Here is a 16,944-nt window from a genome sequence, read left to right as displayed (position 1 = left end):
AATATAGCCAATCAGTCAATGCAACTGATTTTAGTATGATTAAACCGCGCAATTACTAACAGAAATCATTATAATTAGGGCTGACTTTTAATCAGTTTAAAGGAAATTTATGACCCTTTTTGTTAACTCACTCACTGTGATTGATTTTTCTTACTTATGCAATAAACGCGGTGCAGTTGGCGAAAGTTGGATTGTTGATTTGACTTTACATGGCAAACTAAATGAAGAGTCTATGGTTTTAGACTTTGGCTTAGTTAAAAAGCAAATAAAAGGCATCATTGATGAATGCATTGATCACCGTTTAGCCGTACCTAACAATATAAACGGCAGCATTCATGAGTTTGCTGATCACAAAACATTAGATTGCACGTTTGCCGATAATAAGCACCTAGCAATGAGTGCGCCTCATCAAGCTTTTTGCCTGATTGATACCGATAAGATAACCATTGAGTCGGTTACAGAGTATTTAGTTGCCACAATACTGCCACAGCTTCCTGATAATATTGAAAAAATTGAACTTGTATTAAAGCCTGAGCACAATCAAAGTTTTTACTACCACTACAGCCATGGCCTTAAAAAGCATGATGGTAACTGCCAACGTATTATTCATGGCCATCGCTCACAAATTGGTATAAGCCTTGGCGGTATTTCTATGCCTCGTTTACAAAAACAGTGGGCTGATAAATGGCAAGATATATACTTAGCTACCAGCGAAGATAAAATCAGCGCCTCTGAATTAAAACATATTATCGCCAAAGAGGATGACGTGTGTTTTGCATATACAGCCGCGCAAGGTTATTTTGAAATGGCTATTAGCGAATCGCGTTGCGACATTTTACCAATGGATACCACAGTAGAATGTATTGCTGAGTATATTGCCGGCCAAGTAAAACTGCAGCATCCAGAAAAAGACGTAAAAATTACCGCTTATGAAGGCGTTGGCAAAGGGTCAATTAGTTATGCTTAAATCCTTATTAGTGTCAGCGTTAATTGCATCATTTAGTTTTAGTGCTTTGGCAGTTGAACTAAAAGGGCATTTAACTCAAGGCGGCTTGGTTACAGGGCAATTAAATAACGCAAAATCGGTTAGCTTAAATGATAAGCCATTAAAGCTATCTGATACTGGCTTATTTGTAATTGGTTTTGGTCGTGATGCAAAACCAAACCACACTTTATCATGGGTTGATAAAAGTGGAAAAAGCCACAGCCAAGATTTAGTTATAACCCTTCGTGACTACAACATCGATAAAATAACCGGTGTTGCAAAAAAATATGTATCGCCACCAAAAGCGGTCAGTGAACGTATTAGCCGTGAAGCGGCCGCGGTAAGAAAAGCGCGCGCTGTTAACTCTGACCTAGAGTACTTTTTACAGCCTGTGCTTAGGCCTGCCGAGGGCCGTATTTCAGGTGTTTATGGAAGCCAGCGTTACTTTAATGGTGAACCACGCAGACCACACTTTGGTTTAGACATAGCAAATAAAACAGGCTCTCCTGTGTATGCGCCGATCAGCGGTACCGTGGTATTTGCTGAACCAGATTTATATTACTCAGGTGGCACATTAATTTTAGATCATGGCCATGGGGTTACCTCGACTTACATTCATCTAAGCAAGCTAGATGTAAAAGTGGGGGATAAAATTACACAAGGTATGAAAGTGGCTGAAATAGGTGCTACGGGCCGTGTAACTGGCCCACATTTAGATTGGCGATTTAATTGGCAAGGTGAACGCCTTGACCCTGCATTATTGATGCAAGACACATTAGCAAACAAAAAGTAGAGATTATGACTCAAGTAGAGCGCGAAGCAATTATTGCGCAGCGTATAAAAGATTCGACCACATCGGTTACAAAAGCGGTATTTCCTGGGCGTACTAATCACCACAATACGCTATTTGGTGGTGATGCATTAGCGTGGATGGATGAGGTTGCTTTTATTGCAGCTACCCGTTTTTGCCGTAAGCCATTAGTGACTATTTCATCTGATAGGGTAGATTTTAAAGAGGCTATTCCGGCAGGTTCATTTGCCGAATTAATCTCAAAAGTGTCGCATGTAGGGAATACCAGCCTAAAGGTAGATGTAGAAATATTCCTAGAAACCATGCACAAAGATAATAAGCATTCTGCTATTACGGGTAGTTTTACCTTTGTTGCCGTGGATGATAACCACAGACCAACACCGGTAGTATGCGATAAAATGCTACATGGCTTTGAGTTATAACGCTAAATAGTAAATTAATATAAGCACCTAGTTTTGGTGCTTATATTAAAACCCATTAAGAACACATCATACTTAATCTGTTAGTGCTACAAACTTAGCATTAATGTTTGTCTAAAATAATGAGTAAAAAGGAGGGGGTAAATTTCAAAATAAAAAGGCGTGCACAAAGCACACCTTTTAAAAATTAAAGTACCATGGCGGCTATCCAGCCGAATACCAATAGCGGTAAATTAAAGTGAATAAAAGTTGGAACAACCGAATCCCAAATATGGTCGTGCTGACCATCAGCATTGAGTCCGGAAGTTGGCCCTAACGTGGAATCAGATGCAGGGGAGCCGGCATCACCTAATGCGCCAGCAGTACCAACAAGTGCAGCGGTTGCCATTACGGAAAAGTTTAGCTCTAAACATAAAGGAACAAATAAGGTGGCAATAATAGGTACCGTTGAAAACGAGCTGCCAATTCCCATCGTTATAAATAAGCCGACTAATAAAATTACAGCCGCAGCCATCGGCTTATTACCATCAAAAATAGCGGCGCTACTGTGAACTAAGCTGGCTACGTGCCCAGTTTCTTTCATGACTGCGGCAAAGCCTTGTGCTGAGATCATAATAAAGCCAATCATAGCCATCATTGCCACGCCTTTACTAAATACGTCGCCGTTTTCTTCCCACTTAACCACACCAAATACACTAAATATAACCACGCCAACTAGGCCGCCTAATATCATAGAGCCACTGGCATTTTGAGCAATTAACGACGCAACTACAGCAAATAAACCAACCATCAATACTTTTTTGGGGTTATCAATTTCTGTTTGTTTACTTTCAACGGTAAGGGCGGTATTTGTATATTCTCGGCGTTTTCTATAAGTCATAAACAGCGCAATTAACAACCCCACGAACATGCCAATAGCAGGAATAATCATCGCCATAGGTACGCTGGTATTGACTATTTCAAGGCCATTATCCACTAGGTTTTTATGTAATATAGAGTATAAATAAATTCCACCAAACCCATAAGGGAGTACCATATACGAGGTGGCTAAACCAAAGGTTAAAATACAAGCAATAGCGCGTCTGTCTAATCGCAATTTGTTAAACACCACCAATAACGGGGGAATTAGAATAGGAATAAACGCAATATGAACAGGGACTAAATTTTGTGAAGAAATAGCACAAATCAAAATAATAAACAGAATAAAATAGCTTAGCAGGGTTTCGCTTGAGCCAGTTTGTGCGTTAACTTTTGCCAATAACTTCGCAGCTAAAATACGTGTTAGGCCTGACTTAGAAATTGCGACGGCAAATGCGCCCAACATAGCATAACTTAAAGCAATCTCGGCACCTGACGATAATCCTGAATTAAATGCATCAATACTTTCTTTTAAGCCCATGCCTGCGGTTAATCCGGCAACAAGCGCACTTATTGTCATTGCAACAATCACATTTACACGGACTAAAGTGAGTCCCAGCATTAAAATAACGCCGATAATTACTGCGTTCATAGATTTCTCTGTTTTGTAGATTTAATTAATTTTATCAGATATTTAGCCTGATTTTTACGTTCTTTAGTAAATGGATGCCTTGCATAGCGCACTTGCTTAAATAACTGACAAAAAGCGGTTATTTGTTGCTCTGCATGGGGCGCTTGGTTGCTAATGTATTCTAAAGCTTGGGTTGGCGTGGCATTTTCAGGATAGCTAATCGCGTGTTTATTAGCCCAACGAATAATTTCATAATACTCATTGACCAGTGGCGGTTGTTTTATTGAGGCTTTAGGCCTGTTTAAATAAATAAAGTAAGCCGTAAAACTCAAAATTAAAATAATAATAACCCCAAGCGGCACCAGCCAAATAAACTTATTACCAAATAAGGTAGCAAATAAATCTTGTTGTTTGTCTTTATCAAACCCAAGTACCCAACTAGACCATTGATAATCTAAGTTTTCTAATTCAAGTCTAAGCCAATTAATGGCGGCATAGTTACTTAAACTAACGAGTCCAAAGTTAATATTATTTTTAAATTCGTCATTAAGAGTGGTGCTTTGTGACAAGGAGCCGTTTAACCGCTCGGGTGCGACAACCGCTGTGGCATCAAATACTCTCCAACCGGCACCGGTATATACTTCAACCCAAGCATGCGCATCGTATTGACGAATAGTCATATAATCACTGTTTTTATTTAGCTCGCCTCCTAAATAGCCACTGACAACACGCGCAGGAATACCTGCACTTCTAAAAATAAAGGCGGCGGCACTGGCATAATGCCCGCAAAAACCGCGTTTATTATTAAACATAAACTGATCGAGCGTATTTTCGCCGCGCATGGGGGTGGGTGTAAGTGTATAGCTAAATTCATTTTTTGAAAAATAGCTTAAAAGTTGATTAAAAAATTCATCAGCATTGGCGCTATTATTTTTTAATTGTTGCGCTAACTGCTGAGATTTTTGATTATTAGTAACAGTTAATTGGCTATAAAACCGCTGTTGGGACTTATTAAGCGATGTACTAGATAACGGTTCACTATTAACTGCATATTGTAAAACCTTGGATTTATATTGTTGTTTACGTAATAAACCTAAAGTATTGGCAATAACATTGGGGGTTTCACTGCTTGAAAAACCAAGCCCATATAGCCAATCTGAAATAGCAGGCTCAGCTATAACCGTATACTGAGCCTCATTTTCACTCGTACTTTTTTTAGCGGGTAATATCAACGCTTGCTTTAAAAAGGAGGATGTTTTCCACGCTGCACCATCAAATTCATCATGTACAATAGCGCGCCAATAATAGGGCTTAGGGGGTGGTGTACCATTAAATTTTGCTCTAAATACTAGTTCATCTGAATTTGATAACTTTGCTATATTAAACGGATCGACTTGTTCAGATAATCCTGTTTGTGCCATTTTTGGACCAGGTAGTTGCCAAAATGCCGGAAGTTTAGGTAAAAATAATAAAAGTATTACGGCTAAAGGAAAAGCCAGTAGCATAATTTTAGCACTTTGTTTTGAAGAGAGTTTTAAGCTATGACTAGACTCTAATAACCCTAGCACCGCAAAGTTTAAAATATAGAAGGTGCTTATAACTAAGGTAGTAAAAATGGTTTGGCTAAACAAATATACCGCTGAGAGTGAAAAGAACGTAAGGGTAATGATCAATTGGTAATGCTGTTTTGATTTTGCCTGCAATAATTTAAAAACACACGACAATAACAGCATGGCTACAAACAATACAACGGTATCTTTAAAGCCTATGCTGCTTAGCATAATAATTAAAGCAATGGCGGCCAATCCATTAGCAAACCACGCGTTGGGTTTCTGCTTTTGTTTAACTGTTAAATAAACATTCCAGCCACATAACACGCTAAGCATTGCAATAAAGGGCAGGGGTAAGTGCTCTGTAAAAAAACTGACTAGCCCTAAATAAATAAACGATAGAGCAAAGTTAATAACGCGATGGTTTTTAATCTCATTCATTATCATTACCGACTTGGCTTAACGCTTGTAAACAGCGCTGATGATGCAGCTTGCCTGAATTGCTGGCGATTAATTTATTAGGAAGTTTTAAAGAATAATTAATGTCACTTTCAAATGCTTGGCAAACTAAAAAACAGAGTTGCCCTAAACGCTGTTCGGTATCGCCCGTGACTAAGTTAAAATCGAATTGTGCATCAGCTGATTTAAAATCACTAAATTGTTTTACAAGTAATTGCTGTGTTTTTGCATAATGCTTCCATGATATTCGCTGTAACCCCATTTCTGGCAAATGAGTAATTAAACTTTCAAATTCGTCATCACCTTTATGTTTTTCAGTGCCTTCATCGGTATTATTTGCAACTAAGTTTGGGTGTTTTTGATTTGTTGTTTTAATTATTGACGGATAAACATACACCACTTTATTAGGTTGTATATAACTCCACACACTGACTAAACCAAAGGGGTAATTACTGGCAATTTTTATTGGCTTTAACTGATAACAGCCTCGCTTGGTATAAGGTAATGATAATTGACATTTTATTGCTTCATTTTTAACGCGCGTAATGTAACACGCATTTTTAAAATCATTGGGGTAACTTAATGTAACTGATTGACAAGGATCATCGGCTTCTATTTGCCAAACTAGCTGTGGTGTCTGAGGCGCAAAACTGTCAATGGCGTATTTAAAGCTGACAGTTAAACCTCTGGCATTACTGTAGCCCAATAACAATGCAAAAATTATAATCACAAACATTAAATAAGCCATAAACAGAATTAAATTATTTTGATAATTAATCCCCATTACAAAATTTAATGATGCAACAACGCTAAAGTAAACGCCAAGCGTGGATGGTAAAACATAAATAGTATTATGTTTTAAGGTGATGCTATTTTTTTTGTGCTTATTTTTTAATAAGGCCGTTAAAATCGCGCTTTTTATATCGTGAATAAAAGTAGGGCGCTTAAATTTATAAATACGCATTTACCTAAACGGGCACTAAAACATGTTGTAAAATGGCCGCTATTTGTGTATCGCCCGCATCACTATGTAAACCTAATCGATGCTGACACACACTTGAAAAAACAGCTTGTACATCTTCGGGTAATACATAATCACGGCCTTCAATATAGGCCCACGCTTTGGCCGATTTAGCCAGTGCCATACTGGCTCTTGGGGAAAGCGAAGTCGTTAATGTTTGAGACTCACGAGTATAAGTTACTAACTCAATTATATAATCAACCACCGGCGAACTTAGCGTGATATTTGATATAGCATCTTGAATTTGCTTAAGTTGATGTTGTTCAATTCGCTGCGGTAACTGCGAATAGTCACGTTTTTGATTATTTAACAGTAACCGTTTTTCTGCATCTTTAGGTGGAAACCCTAAACTAATTCGCATTAAAAAACGATCTAGTTGTGATTCTGGTAACGGGTATGTACCTGCCTGATATAATGGATTTTGAGTCGCAATTACAAAAAATGGAGTAGGGAGCGGGTACTTGTCTCCATCTACTGTTACTTGATGTTCTTCCATCGCCTCCAATAAAGCACTTTGTGTTTTAGGACCCGCGCGATTTATTTCATCAGCGAGCACCACTTGGCTAAAAATTGGGCCTTTATGAAATGAAAAACTATGTTCATTATTATTAAATATATTGGTGCCAATAATATCAGCGGGCAATAAATCGCTGGTAAATTGTATACGCTGATAAGATAACCCCAGTACTGCAGCTAATGCATGCGACAAAGTGGTTTTTCCCATGCCGGGTAAGTCTTCAATTAGTAAATGGCCTTCACTAAATAAACAGGCTAACGCTAATTTTATTTGTTGTTGTTTACCAAATATAACGGTAGATAGGTCATCAATTATGGTCGTAACAATGTGCTGCATAATTTCCTTTAATCTATGAGTTCTAAACGTTTCATTACCGCATCAACTTTTTGCGCGTTAAAGGGCTTAGCTATAAATTCTTTTGCGCCTAGCTCCCAGGTATTTTGCACTGTTTCAAAGCTATTGTGGCCTGAACACATAACAACATGTGCATGAGGGTGTTCGTTGTTAATTGACTCTAAAATTTCAATGCTTTCAGAATCAGGTAAATCAACATCTAAGAATATAACGTTGGGTGATTTTTCAATAAGCAGAGGTTTAGCACAATTAAAATTATCGCACTCAATAATGTCATCAAAACCTAAACCGGCTAATACTTGGCTTAAATCAGCGCGGATCTGTTTAACATCATCAATAATTAAAATTGGTTCGAGTGGGCGTACAAATTCCATATGAATACTTCAATGTTTTTTACGGCTTGTGCTTTAATATTAAGCTAAGCATTAAGGAACCTCAAGGTGATAACTATGAATAACCATAATAGTTGTTTAAAGACACTTAATGTCCGATACCGTCTAGTATTGGACATAGCAAGCTGCAGCTTTTAAAATAGAGCGCTGCATATATATAGACACATTACTACCTATAATTTATATTATGTTAAATAGGGTTAAAATATACTTAATCAAACTAACTCGGCAATTATGTCACTTATAAACATGGTATTTTAGCCCTTTTATTCGCACATTATTTATTTATAAATATGCTCTACTTTATTAAATATAAAAACGCTGTAATGACATTTTAATTAATCAAACTATTTAGCTCATCAATTAATTGCTTAAGCTGTTTAGTTTCGTCGTTTAGCTTTTGCTGATACTTTTCAACTTTGTCATGCTTACCTTGGCGCATAGCTTTTTTAATATCGGTTTTATATTCTTCAATTTCTGAATTTGTATCATCTATTTTTTGCAACTCTGCTTTTAATCCATCATGGGTACATTATGCGTTTATGTTATTGAGTGATTTATTAAGACCTGCAACTTGATGTGAATTACCTTGGCGTTTTGCAGTTTATAACTGGTGGTTAACTTCACAGGCTTTTTTCGCACATCCCGTTAAATCTGCACAATCATCTTTGGCCAATACGACTGTTGAACCGGCAAATAAAAACTTATTGTAATACCTTTAATAATTGTCATTTTATAGTTTTTATTATCTCGCGTTATTAATTATTCCTATTTAATTCATCGCTAGCGGCAAAATACAGATAACAGCCCTTGCAGCTCTTCATTTATAACATGTTGTTTTACAACATCTTGCATAGGAGTATTTGATACTTTGTTATTTAAAATACCCACCATTTTAGCGCTTTCTCCAGCACATAAAGCCTTAACACTGTGTACGCCTAGTCTTATTGCTAACATACGATCCGCTGCAGATGGATTACCGCCGCGTTGTAAGTGTCCTAGCTTAGTTACGCGCAAATCTATACTGGGATTAAAGGTACTTATTTTCTCACATATATGCTCAACGCCAATTTCATCACCTTCAGATACCACCACAATAAAAGCATGCTCACTGTGATAATCGCTAATTTTATTCACTAAATAAGTTATGTCTTCATCACTTTCAGGTATTAATATCGAATCGGCGCCAGAGGTTAAACCGGCATAAGTGCCAATATAACCAGAATCACGTCCCATTACTTCAATAACAAACACCCTATTATGTGATTCTGCAGTATCTCTAATATTATCAATACATTGCATTGATGTGTTTACTGCGGTATCAAACCCTAAGGTGTAATCTGTACCCGCAATATCATTATCAATAGTGCCTGGAATGCCTATATACGGTATGTCAGTAATTTGTGATAACCATAAACACCCTCTAAATGAACCATCTCCACCTATCACAATTAAAGCGTCAATATTATTATGTTCAATTGTGGCTAGTGCTTGATTTCTACCGGCATCACCTCTAAACCTTTCACTACGCGCTGTTTTTAACACAGTACCACCTAAGTGCATGGTTTGTTGTAGGTTTTTGCAATCAAGTGTCACTAAATCATTATCAATTAAACCCTCAAACCCTTTTCGAACGCCCGACACTTTTATTCCGTGTTGTTGAGCGGCTTTTACTATGGCAAATAATGCGGTGTTCATCCCAGGCGCATCGCCTCCTGAGGTTAATACGGCAATGTGTTTAATTGGCTGCATCTGTTCACATCCTTCGATAAGCTAAACTTTAATAATTCATAATAGCTGTTTATGAGTAGGCTGTGTAAAGTAAGCGCAGTAAAGTTGATCTACTTAGGGTTTATTTGATTGTTTAATTAGTATGAAGGGAGCAGTTATAAATTGAAAAATTGGTATGTTGCTTTTGCTTTATCAAACAACATACCGTAATTTTTAATGCAGAGCCGCTGTAAAAGGAATATTTTTACAAATTTCGGCTTCTATTGTTAGTAACTCGTCTAAGCGTTCGTCAACTTCTTGCTTATCAAAGTATTCGTAGGCGAGTTCCACAAATAAATTTTTATGTTTTTCTTCTGATTTAGCAATTGCGACATAAAAATCTTTTTCTTTTCCTTCAGGTAGTGCCTCGGCAACTAAAGAAAAACGTTCATGTCCCCTCGCCTCAATTACCCCACCTACTAATAATCTGTCCATTAAAAAACCGTCACGACCATGCCTAAAGTGTGCACGAATTTGTTTAATGTATGGATCTTTTTTATCATCACCTAAATTAGTATCGCGTTCAATTAATAGTTTAAGCACTTGTTTAAAATGAATTAACTCTTCAAGAGCTAAGTCAGTCATGGCTTTAACTAATTTACGCTTATCCGGATAATGTGAAAGCATTGACATAGCCATGCCAGATGCTTTTTTCTCAGCAGCAGCGTGGTCTTGTAAAAAGGTTTCGAAGTCAGCTAAAACAACTTCGGTCCATTCAAATGGCGTGTGGTATTTTAATTCAAACATAGGGATACAACTTATAAAATAATGCGTGGATTTTAGCGTATTTAAAAATAAAAATCTTTGATCGCGATTTAAATTTAGTTTTCATAAGGCAAAAACTTATCAATCCGCCCTTTCGCCGTCGACTCAATTTTTAATGGGTTCTTTATATCATTCCATGCAGTGACTTTACCGCCCATGTTCATTTTTTCAAAGCCAGCTAAGCTGCTGGTAATATTTAAAAACTCACATAGCTTATTAAAGCTCTCGGGATTTGCTATATCAATGGCCAAAAAATCATTAGGCCGGTCAGCAAAATAAGCATTAGCACTATTAAAATGAGTGTTATAACAATTAGTTAAATATTCATCCTGATTAATGTTTTCGAGTGAAAAATCATTAAACGTATTTAAATAACAGCGCTTTAAATGAATATTAAAGCCCCCATCAGCACGCGTTAAATTAGTATGCATACGCAGTAAAAGCTGTTTGATTGATGGCAACCACGCGCTAAGTTCTCGCTTTAAATATACAAATTTAGAACCTGGGTAATATTTATCTAATGTTTGATAATCGTTAAATACAGGTGTGTCTGCGATAGCCACCGCATTTTCAAAACAAGCGTTAGTGTAAGCAGTATGGGCAGTAGGTATACCAAAATCTAAAAATGCATTACATACGCTAGTCGTCCCAGTACGTGGTAAACCAATAATAAATATTTTTTGTGTCATGGCGTTTTAAATGTCTTTTCCTGAAAACCAAAGTGATGCATCATTAAGGGGTGTTAATGCGGGTAATTGATTGTTTTTTAATTTAATGATGTTTTTATTTTTTATATCTGTATGCTCAATCGCACTGCGATGATAAGCCTTAAACAAACGATCAAACTCACCGTTTTTACGCATAATAGCTAAGCCTTTCTCAACCGCTTGCGCTATTTCGGGCTTTTCTTTACTAAAAAAGAAGTAGATTGCACTTGGATATTGCAACAATAAGTGTGGCACTATCGTGAGGTTAGCACCGGCTTCATCTTTAAAGGTATTGAGCTCAGTTTCAACCTCTAACACAGAACGAGGAAATACATCACCTCGGCCTTTTATCAACATATTAAATAACGAACTATATTCGATTGATGTCGATACAGTTAAGCCGTTATCCTGCAGTATTTGTGTGTCAGGCCAATCATGCCCTTGAATAAAATGTATGCTTTTAAAGTCGCTCAGGGTATTGATGTTTAATAAGGTATTCACTTTATCCTGTGTAGTTACCAAAACACGCCACCCATATAACCCCTTAAATATAGGCACTCTAACGGGTAGTAATTGTTGCTCACGCTGTTTAGAGGTCATGGTCCAAGCTACGTTTATTTCATCATTATGAAGAATTTGCTTTAACGCGCGGCTCTGTGGCATCGAAATACTTGAGGGTTGTAATGTAAAATTTTCTCCGCTGAATTGCAGAGCTGTTCTTAATAGTACTAACGGGTATAATATTTCATCTTCACCACTGCGCATTGTTTTGGGGTATACAACATGCAAACTAGAAACGGTGTTTTTGCTATTATTTTCTATTGCCCATGCAAATGATGTCAGTGAACTGAAAAAATATAAACATGTAAAAAAAATAGCTAACCGCATAATCGTTTATCTACTTAAAAGTAATAACACCGCGCTTACTATCACAATAGCAAAGGTGAACATCATGCTCAATCCACGTGCCTTTAAATTATTGTTAATAATGGCAGAACCATGAACAACACGGCTGATAAATAATAAACCGCCTAGTGCATGTACATAATGACTAGCTAACCCTTGATACTCCAATAAAAAAACTAAAATTAAGCTAATGGGCACGTACTCAATAAAATTACCATGCGCTCGGGTTGCACGTTCAAGCGCGGTATTACTGCCATTACCTAACGAAATCCCTTCGGCTTTACGTATTTTTATAACATTAACACTCAAATAAATATAATAAAGGGCCAATAAGGCCGCATAGCTAGATATGATCACAGTATAGTCCATTTAATTTTTCAACAATAATAACACATAAGTTAAGCGGTAAATCAGTAGTTTTATCATGAACTATGCTAGAGTAATTTATACATTGGAATAGTAATAAGTAAGGATAATATGTATTTAAGAACAAAAATCATCAATCACTATCGTGAAATAATAAACAGTATTGGCTTTTATCCCTCGCTCCTGTCTGTTGCGTTTTTAATTTTTGCTGTACTCACTATGTCTGTTGAGTATTTAGCCCCTATAGAGCAATTTAAATCATTAATCTCATTTGTATTAGTAGACAGTGCAGAAAACGCACGAACCATATTAAGCACCTTAGCTGGTAGTATTATTTCGTTAACTGTATTTAGTTTTTCTATGGTGATGGTGGTTTTAAATGCGGCCAGCGCTAGCTTGTCACCCAGAGTCGTTCCTGGGCTTATTACTCGTAAATCGCATCAAATGGTATTAGGGTTTTATTTAGGCAGTATTATTTATTCTATTATAATGCTCATTAATATTAATAAGTTAGATAACGGAAATACGGCAATACCCTCATTAGGGGTACTCTTTGCGTTAATTTTTGGTTTGATTTCTTTGGGCTTGTTCGTTTTTTTTATTCACTCTATTTCAAAAGCAATTCAGGTTGATAACGTATTAAATGGTTTATTTAGACAAACCAAACAAGAGATCCAAGACATCATCAACAAACAAGGCGATAACCCCGTTGATAACTTTCCTGAATTTTCAAATTGGCATTCAATAAAAAGTACTACTGAGGGTTACTACAAAGGGGTTCACACAAATAAGCTGTGTGCTATTTTGGCTGAAGAAAAAATAGAACTTTTTATTACTGTTAAGCAAGGTTACTTTACCGTTAAAGGCTACCCTTTCTTAAAGTGTAATAAAGACATTTGTGAAAACGAAGAGTTAATAGAGAAAATCTTAGACTGCTTTATTTTTTATATAGAAGAATACATTAGCGATCATTACCGTTATGGATTAACCCAAATTTCTGAAATTGCGGTAAAAGCAATGAGCCCTGGGATTAACGATCCGGGCACAGCGGTTAAAGCTATTGATATGCTGAGTATTTTATTGATTGCTCGCCTAAAGATTAATGCGATTAACTACGCGTATTATCAACCAGAAGAAGCCCCTTTGCTCTATTTCCATGAAACCAGTTTTGATGAATTACTGCACGATAACTTCACTCCTTTGCGTAATTATGCCAAAGCAGATGCCTATGTAATGACCAATGTTATTGAAGCATTTAAAAATATTTTGTTTATTGCCAACGAGGATGTTGAAGCTCGAAACAGTGTGTTTAATTATTTAGGTGCCATTGTTGATGATATTAATCAGCACATTTGTAATGAGTATGACCGGCGAGAAATTAGAAATATGCTACAAGCAATAGTGCGAATTAGTGAGTTACAAGGTAAGCAGTTGGTGGCACGTTTTGAGCAGCACCAACCTATTAGCGAGTAGGCTCTGTAGAGCTATTTATTCTGGCGAGGGGCAAAGAGTTATCGCTCCTCGGCAGCGCCTATTTGGCATTGAAAGATCATCAAACCCTAATTTATATAATAAATTGCATAGCTTGACGCGCTAATAGTAATTTCACCCGCATGATAGGCATCTGGGACATAATTACCAGGTGCACTGTCTGCCATCATTACTTTTTCACTTCGCATGTACGGTGTAGATGGCATATCAAGCGGGGTTAACGACGCGCTATATAAGCCTTTTAACTCTACATCAAAGTCGTCACTTAGCTCTTTTGCCGCGACTTTGGCTTGTTTAATTGCCATTTTTTGTGCTTTTTTATGCAGCTCATCGTAGTTGCTAGCTAAAAATTGTGTTTGTCTAATTTCATTAATGCCATTATTAACTAAGCTCTGAAGTAATTCAGGGTATTTATTAATTGCAGAGAGTTTAATGGTGAGCGTTCTTGATACTTTAAAGCCAGTAAACTCTTGTTTACCTGTTTCACGATTATATTGGTTATCACGGTATATAGAAATTTGACCGGCATTAATATCCGCATCATCTACCCCTAGTTTTTTTACTAAACTTATTGCACTGGCCATAGTGGTATCGGTTTGTTTTTTTGCTGCAATTAAGTCTTTATCTATTTCAGTAATGCCCACCGTTAATAAAACATGATCCGGCATCGTCGTTACTGAAGCTTCACCTTTAACATAAATATGCGGCTCTTCTGGGGCGTTGCTTGCATAAGCTGATGTACTAAGTAATGCGGCGATTAAAATCGAAAGCGTTTTCATAAGTCTATCCTTTTAAATTTGATTGCCTCAGTTAACACCTTATGCGGTTAATTAAAGATGAACAAGCATAAAAAAACAGGCAAAAGCCTGTTTTTTTTAATCTCTACTGTAATTAAATGCTGCAACGCTTGTAGTTACGGTATTTTGGTAACCAGTAGTTTTTGTCGATGGCTGCCCACAGCGCATCGTCTGAAATTTCAAGGGCTACGCCCTCTTCAATTGCTTTTTTAGCCACTGCAAACGCAATACGTTTACTAAGCGTTTCAATTTCAGTCAGTGCCGGTAGTAAGCTGCCTTTACCTGTATTAGCTAAAGGTGACGACTCAGCTAACATTTCGCTCGACATTATTAGCATCGCATCGGTAATGCGGGTTGCTTTGGCGGCAATAACACCTAAGCCAATACCTGGGAATATGTAACTATTATTACATTGTGGAATTGGGTAAGTCACACCGTTATAAACAACTGGGTCGAATGGGCTGCCAGTTGCAACAATTGCTTTGCCATCGGTCCATTTAATTACATCTTCTGGATACGCTTCAACTTGCTTAGATGGATTACTTAACGGGAAAATAATTGGCGATTCACATTTAGCATGCATAGCGCGAATGACTTGTTCGGTAAATAAGCCAGGTTGGCCTGATACACCAATTAAAATATCTGGTTCAGCACAATGCATTACATCTAATAACGACGCGTATTCACCGCTGTAGATCCAATCAGCTAAGCAGCTAGTTGGTTGTGCAAGCATTTGTTGAAAGTCACGTAAGCCTTGCATACCATCTGTTAATAAGCCAAAACGGTCAACCATAAAGACTTGGCTACGTGCCTGTGCTTCACTAATACCCTCAGCAACCATAGTGCTAACGATTTGTTCAGCAATACCACAGCCTGCAGAGCCTGCGCCTACAAAAACAACTTTTTGAGTTGATAATTTAGCACCTTTAACACGACATGCTGCTAATAAAGAGCCCACAGTGACCGATGCAGTTCCTTGAATATCATCATTAAAACTACAAATTTCGTTGCGGTAACGCTTTAATAATGGCATTGCATTAGGCTGAGCAAAATCTTCAAACTGCAATAACACATTTGGCCAGCGACGTTTTACTGCTTTAATGAATAAGTCTAAAAACTCATCGTATTCATCTTGTGTAATACGTTTATGGCGAGCACCCATGTACATTGGGTCGTTTAATAATTTTTCGTTATTGGTTCCCACATCGAGCATAACCGGTAACGTATAAGCTGGGCTAATACCGCCACACGCGGTATACAAAGAAAGTTTACCAATTGGAATGCCCATACCGCCAATACCTTGGTCGCCAAGACCTAAAATACGCTCACCGTCGGTAACAACAATCACTTTTACTTTGCCTTTTGTGGCATTACGTAAAATATCGTCAATGTGAAAGCGATCTTCATACGAAATAAATAAACCACGGGCACTGCGATAAATATCAGAAAACTTTTCACAGGCATCACCTACTGTTGGGGTGTAGATAATAGGCATCATTTCTTCGATATGATCGCGCACTAAACGGTAAAAAAGCGTTTCGTTATTATCTTGAATGGCGCGTAAATAAATGTGCTTATTTAAGTTGTCGTTAAAACTTGAGTATTGTTGGTAACAACGCTCAACTTGCTCTTCTATTGTTTCGTAACGAGGAGGAAGTAAACCAGCAAGATTAAAGTTTTCACGTTCTTTTTGGCTAAAAGCACTTCCTTTATTCAATAGCGGGGTTTCAATTAGGCCTGGGCCAGAATAAGGAATATAAAGATAATTTGGATCGGTATTTGTAGTCATATTTCCAAGCTTTACTGAATCTTAAGTAATGATCTGCCATTATCATTGTTAAAGGCTAAATTGCAATGACATTTAAGCTTGTCAGACCATTGAAAATTTACAAATACAAGCGCTACTTTAGTATAAAGTCACTCATATTTGGTGAATATGTTAGCAGGCTGTTGTGAATTTATAAAAATTAAAAACGGGCATTGGACCAGCGTTTGCTGTGTGCAATGGTTACAACAGTGTCAGTTATTTTTTATATTTGCTAATTTTTTACATTAGTTAACATACTATTTTCAATCAAATAATCATTAACTATTAAGCTATTACATAAATAACAGCAGGTAATACATTAGCTGCAAACCTGCTGT

Annotated in this window: 17 protein-coding genes; 4 read left to right on the top strand and 13 right to left on the bottom strand. The window is 37.2% G+C overall.

The window, feature by feature from the left end; all coding sequences use genetic code 11:
• The first annotated feature begins 109 nt into the window (after positions 1-109).
• Genes MTN96_RS04210 through MTN96_RS04200 form a run of 3 tightly spaced genes read left to right on the top strand, consistent with a single transcriptional unit; the run spans position 110 to position 2,218 of the window.
• A complete protein-coding gene (locus MTN96_RS04210; RefSeq protein ID WP_138626584.1) occupies positions 110-967 on the top strand; it encodes a 6-carboxytetrahydropterin synthase in 858 nt (285 codons plus the stop codon).
• Positions 960-1,778, top strand: coding sequence for a M23 family metallopeptidase (locus tag MTN96_RS04205; RefSeq protein WP_248530805.1), 819 nt, complete (start codon positions 960-962; stop codon positions 1,776-1,778). Before MTN96_RS04210 ends, MTN96_RS04205 begins: the two co-directional genes overlap by 8 nt.
• A gap of 5 nt (positions 1,779-1,783) precedes the next feature.
• Positions 1,784-2,218, top strand: coding sequence for an acyl-CoA thioesterase (locus MTN96_RS04200; RefSeq protein WP_008114650.1), 435 nt, complete (start codon positions 1,784-1,786; stop codon positions 2,216-2,218).
• Between the two features lie 184 nt (positions 2,219-2,402).
• Here MTN96_RS04200 and MTN96_RS04195 read toward each other — a convergent pair whose 3' ends face one another.
• From MTN96_RS04195 to MTN96_RS04145, 11 genes are all read right to left on the bottom strand, one after another.
• Positions 2,403-3,725, bottom strand: coding sequence for a Na+/H+ antiporter family protein (locus MTN96_RS04195; protein WP_069439466.1), 1,323 nt, complete (start codon positions 3,723-3,725; stop codon positions 2,403-2,405).
• On the bottom strand, positions 3,722-5,695 hold the full coding sequence (locus MTN96_RS04190) for a DUF3488 and transglutaminase-like domain-containing protein (protein ID WP_248530804.1): 1,974 nt from the start codon (positions 5,693-5,695) through the stop codon (positions 3,722-3,724). The genes MTN96_RS04195 and MTN96_RS04190 overlap by 4 nt, the downstream gene beginning before the upstream one ends.
• The gene (locus MTN96_RS04185) at positions 5,688-6,677 is read right to left on the bottom strand and encodes a DUF58 domain-containing protein (RefSeq protein ID WP_374274721.1); all 990 of its coding nucleotides are present in this window, start codon (positions 6,675-6,677) and stop codon (positions 5,688-5,690) included. The genes MTN96_RS04190 and MTN96_RS04185 overlap by 8 nt, the downstream gene beginning before the upstream one ends.
• Positions 6,678-6,681: 4 nt before the next feature.
• A complete protein-coding gene (locus MTN96_RS04180; protein ID WP_138626588.1) occupies positions 6,682-7,587 on the bottom strand; it encodes a MoxR family ATPase in 906 nt (301 codons plus the stop codon).
• Positions 7,588-7,595: 8 nt separating this feature from the next.
• Complete coding sequence (locus MTN96_RS04175; protein ID WP_013464929.1) at positions 7,596-7,979, bottom strand: response regulator; 384 nt, start codon at positions 7,977-7,979, stop codon at positions 7,596-7,598.
• Between the two features lie 352 nt (positions 7,980-8,331).
• Entirely contained in the window at positions 8,332-8,502 is a 171-nt protein-coding gene (locus MTN96_RS04170; protein WP_248530803.1) for a DUF1090 family protein, read from the bottom strand.
• 278 nt (positions 8,503-8,780) lie between these two features.
• Positions 8,781-9,749, bottom strand: coding sequence for an ATP-dependent 6-phosphofructokinase (locus MTN96_RS04165; RefSeq protein WP_248530802.1), 969 nt, complete (start codon positions 9,747-9,749; stop codon positions 8,781-8,783).
• A gap of 192 nt (positions 9,750-9,941) precedes the next feature.
• Positions 9,942-10,514: a tRNA-(ms[2]io[6]A)-hydroxylase gene (locus tag MTN96_RS04160; RefSeq protein ID WP_013464932.1), complete on the bottom strand. Its 573-nt coding sequence runs from the start codon at positions 10,512-10,514 to the stop codon at positions 9,942-9,944.
• Between the two features lie 74 nt (positions 10,515-10,588).
• On the bottom strand, positions 10,589-11,221 hold the full coding sequence (locus tag MTN96_RS04155; protein WP_248530801.1) for a sulfotransferase: 633 nt from the start codon (positions 11,219-11,221) through the stop codon (positions 10,589-10,591).
• A gap of 6 nt (positions 11,222-11,227) precedes the next feature.
• Positions 11,228-12,127 carry an ABC transporter substrate-binding protein gene (locus tag MTN96_RS04150; RefSeq protein WP_248530800.1) on the bottom strand — a complete coding sequence of 300 codons (900 nt, stop codon included), beginning with the start codon at positions 12,125-12,127 and terminating at the stop codon, positions 11,228-11,230.
• Between the two features lie 6 nt (positions 12,128-12,133).
• Positions 12,134-12,502, bottom strand: coding sequence for an MAPEG family protein (locus tag MTN96_RS04145; RefSeq protein WP_138626592.1), 369 nt, complete (start codon positions 12,500-12,502; stop codon positions 12,134-12,136).
• A gap of 120 nt (positions 12,503-12,622) precedes the next feature.
• Here MTN96_RS04145 and MTN96_RS04140 point away from each other — a divergent pair, with 120 nt between their 5' ends.
• Positions 12,623-13,984, top strand: coding sequence for a DUF2254 domain-containing protein (locus tag MTN96_RS04140; protein ID WP_248530799.1), 1,362 nt, complete (start codon positions 12,623-12,625; stop codon positions 13,982-13,984).
• A gap of 86 nt (positions 13,985-14,070) precedes the next feature.
• Here MTN96_RS04140 and MTN96_RS04135 read toward each other — a convergent pair whose 3' ends face one another.
• Together MTN96_RS04135 and MTN96_RS04130 are read right to left on the bottom strand one after the other, a co-directional pair.
• Positions 14,071-14,781 carry an SIMPL domain-containing protein gene (locus MTN96_RS04135; protein WP_248530798.1) on the bottom strand — a complete coding sequence of 237 codons (711 nt, stop codon included), beginning with the start codon at positions 14,779-14,781 and terminating at the stop codon, positions 14,071-14,073.
• A gap of 112 nt (positions 14,782-14,893) precedes the next feature.
• Complete coding sequence (locus MTN96_RS04130) at positions 14,894-16,588, bottom strand: NAD-dependent malic enzyme (RefSeq protein WP_036982701.1); 1,695 nt, start codon at positions 16,586-16,588, stop codon at positions 14,894-14,896.
• Positions 16,589-16,944: the final 356 nt, after the last annotated feature.

The sequence above is a fragment of the Pseudoalteromonas sp. 2CM28B genome, assembly GCF_023161935.1.
The sequence above is the reverse complement of the archived record's forward strand: the minus strand, read 5'-3'. Positions and strand labels throughout refer to the sequence as shown.

Coding starts and splice junctions, on each gene's coding strand:
- MTN96_RS04210 (WP_138626584.1), top strand. CDS start 110: ATGACCCTTTTTGTTAACTCACTCACTGTGATTGATTTTTCTTACTTA.
- MTN96_RS04205 (WP_248530805.1), top strand. CDS start 960: ATGCTTAAATCCTTATTAGTGTCAGCGTTAATTGCATCATTTAGTTTT.
- MTN96_RS04200 (WP_008114650.1), top strand. CDS start 1,784: ATGACTCAAGTAGAGCGCGAAGCAATTATTGCGCAGCGTATAAAAGAT.
- MTN96_RS04195 (WP_069439466.1), bottom strand. CDS start 3,725: ATGAACGCAGTAATTATCGGCGTTATTTTAATGCTGGGACTCACTTTA.
- MTN96_RS04190 (WP_248530804.1), bottom strand. CDS start 5,695: ATGAATGAGATTAAAAACCATCGCGTTATTAACTTTGCTCTATCGTTT.
- MTN96_RS04185 (WP_374274721.1), bottom strand. CDS start 6,677: ATGCGTATTTATAAATTTAAGCGCCCTACTTTTATTCACGATATAAAA.
- MTN96_RS04180 (WP_138626588.1), bottom strand. CDS start 7,587: ATGCAGCACATTGTTACGACCATAATTGATGACCTATCTACCGTTATA.
- MTN96_RS04175 (WP_013464929.1), bottom strand. CDS start 7,979: ATGGAATTTGTACGCCCACTCGAACCAATTTTAATTATTGATGATGTT.
- MTN96_RS04165 (WP_248530802.1), bottom strand. CDS start 9,749: ATGCAGCCAATTAAACACATTGCCGTATTAACCTCAGGAGGCGATGCG.
- MTN96_RS04160 (WP_013464932.1), bottom strand. CDS start 10,514: ATGTTTGAATTAAAATACCACACGCCATTTGAATGGACCGAAGTTGTT.
- MTN96_RS04155 (WP_248530801.1), bottom strand. CDS start 11,221: ATGACACAAAAAATATTTATTATTGGTTTACCACGTACTGGGACGACT.
- MTN96_RS04150 (WP_248530800.1), bottom strand. CDS start 12,127: ATGCGGTTAGCTATTTTTTTTACATGTTTATATTTTTTCAGTTCACTG.
- MTN96_RS04140 (WP_248530799.1), top strand. CDS start 12,623: ATGTATTTAAGAACAAAAATCATCAATCACTATCGTGAAATAATAAAC.
- MTN96_RS04135 (WP_248530798.1), bottom strand. CDS start 14,781: ATGAAAACGCTTTCGATTTTAATCGCCGCATTACTTAGTACATCAGCT.
- MTN96_RS04130 (WP_036982701.1), bottom strand. CDS start 16,588: ATGACTACAAATACCGATCCAAATTATCTTTATATTCCTTATTCTGGC.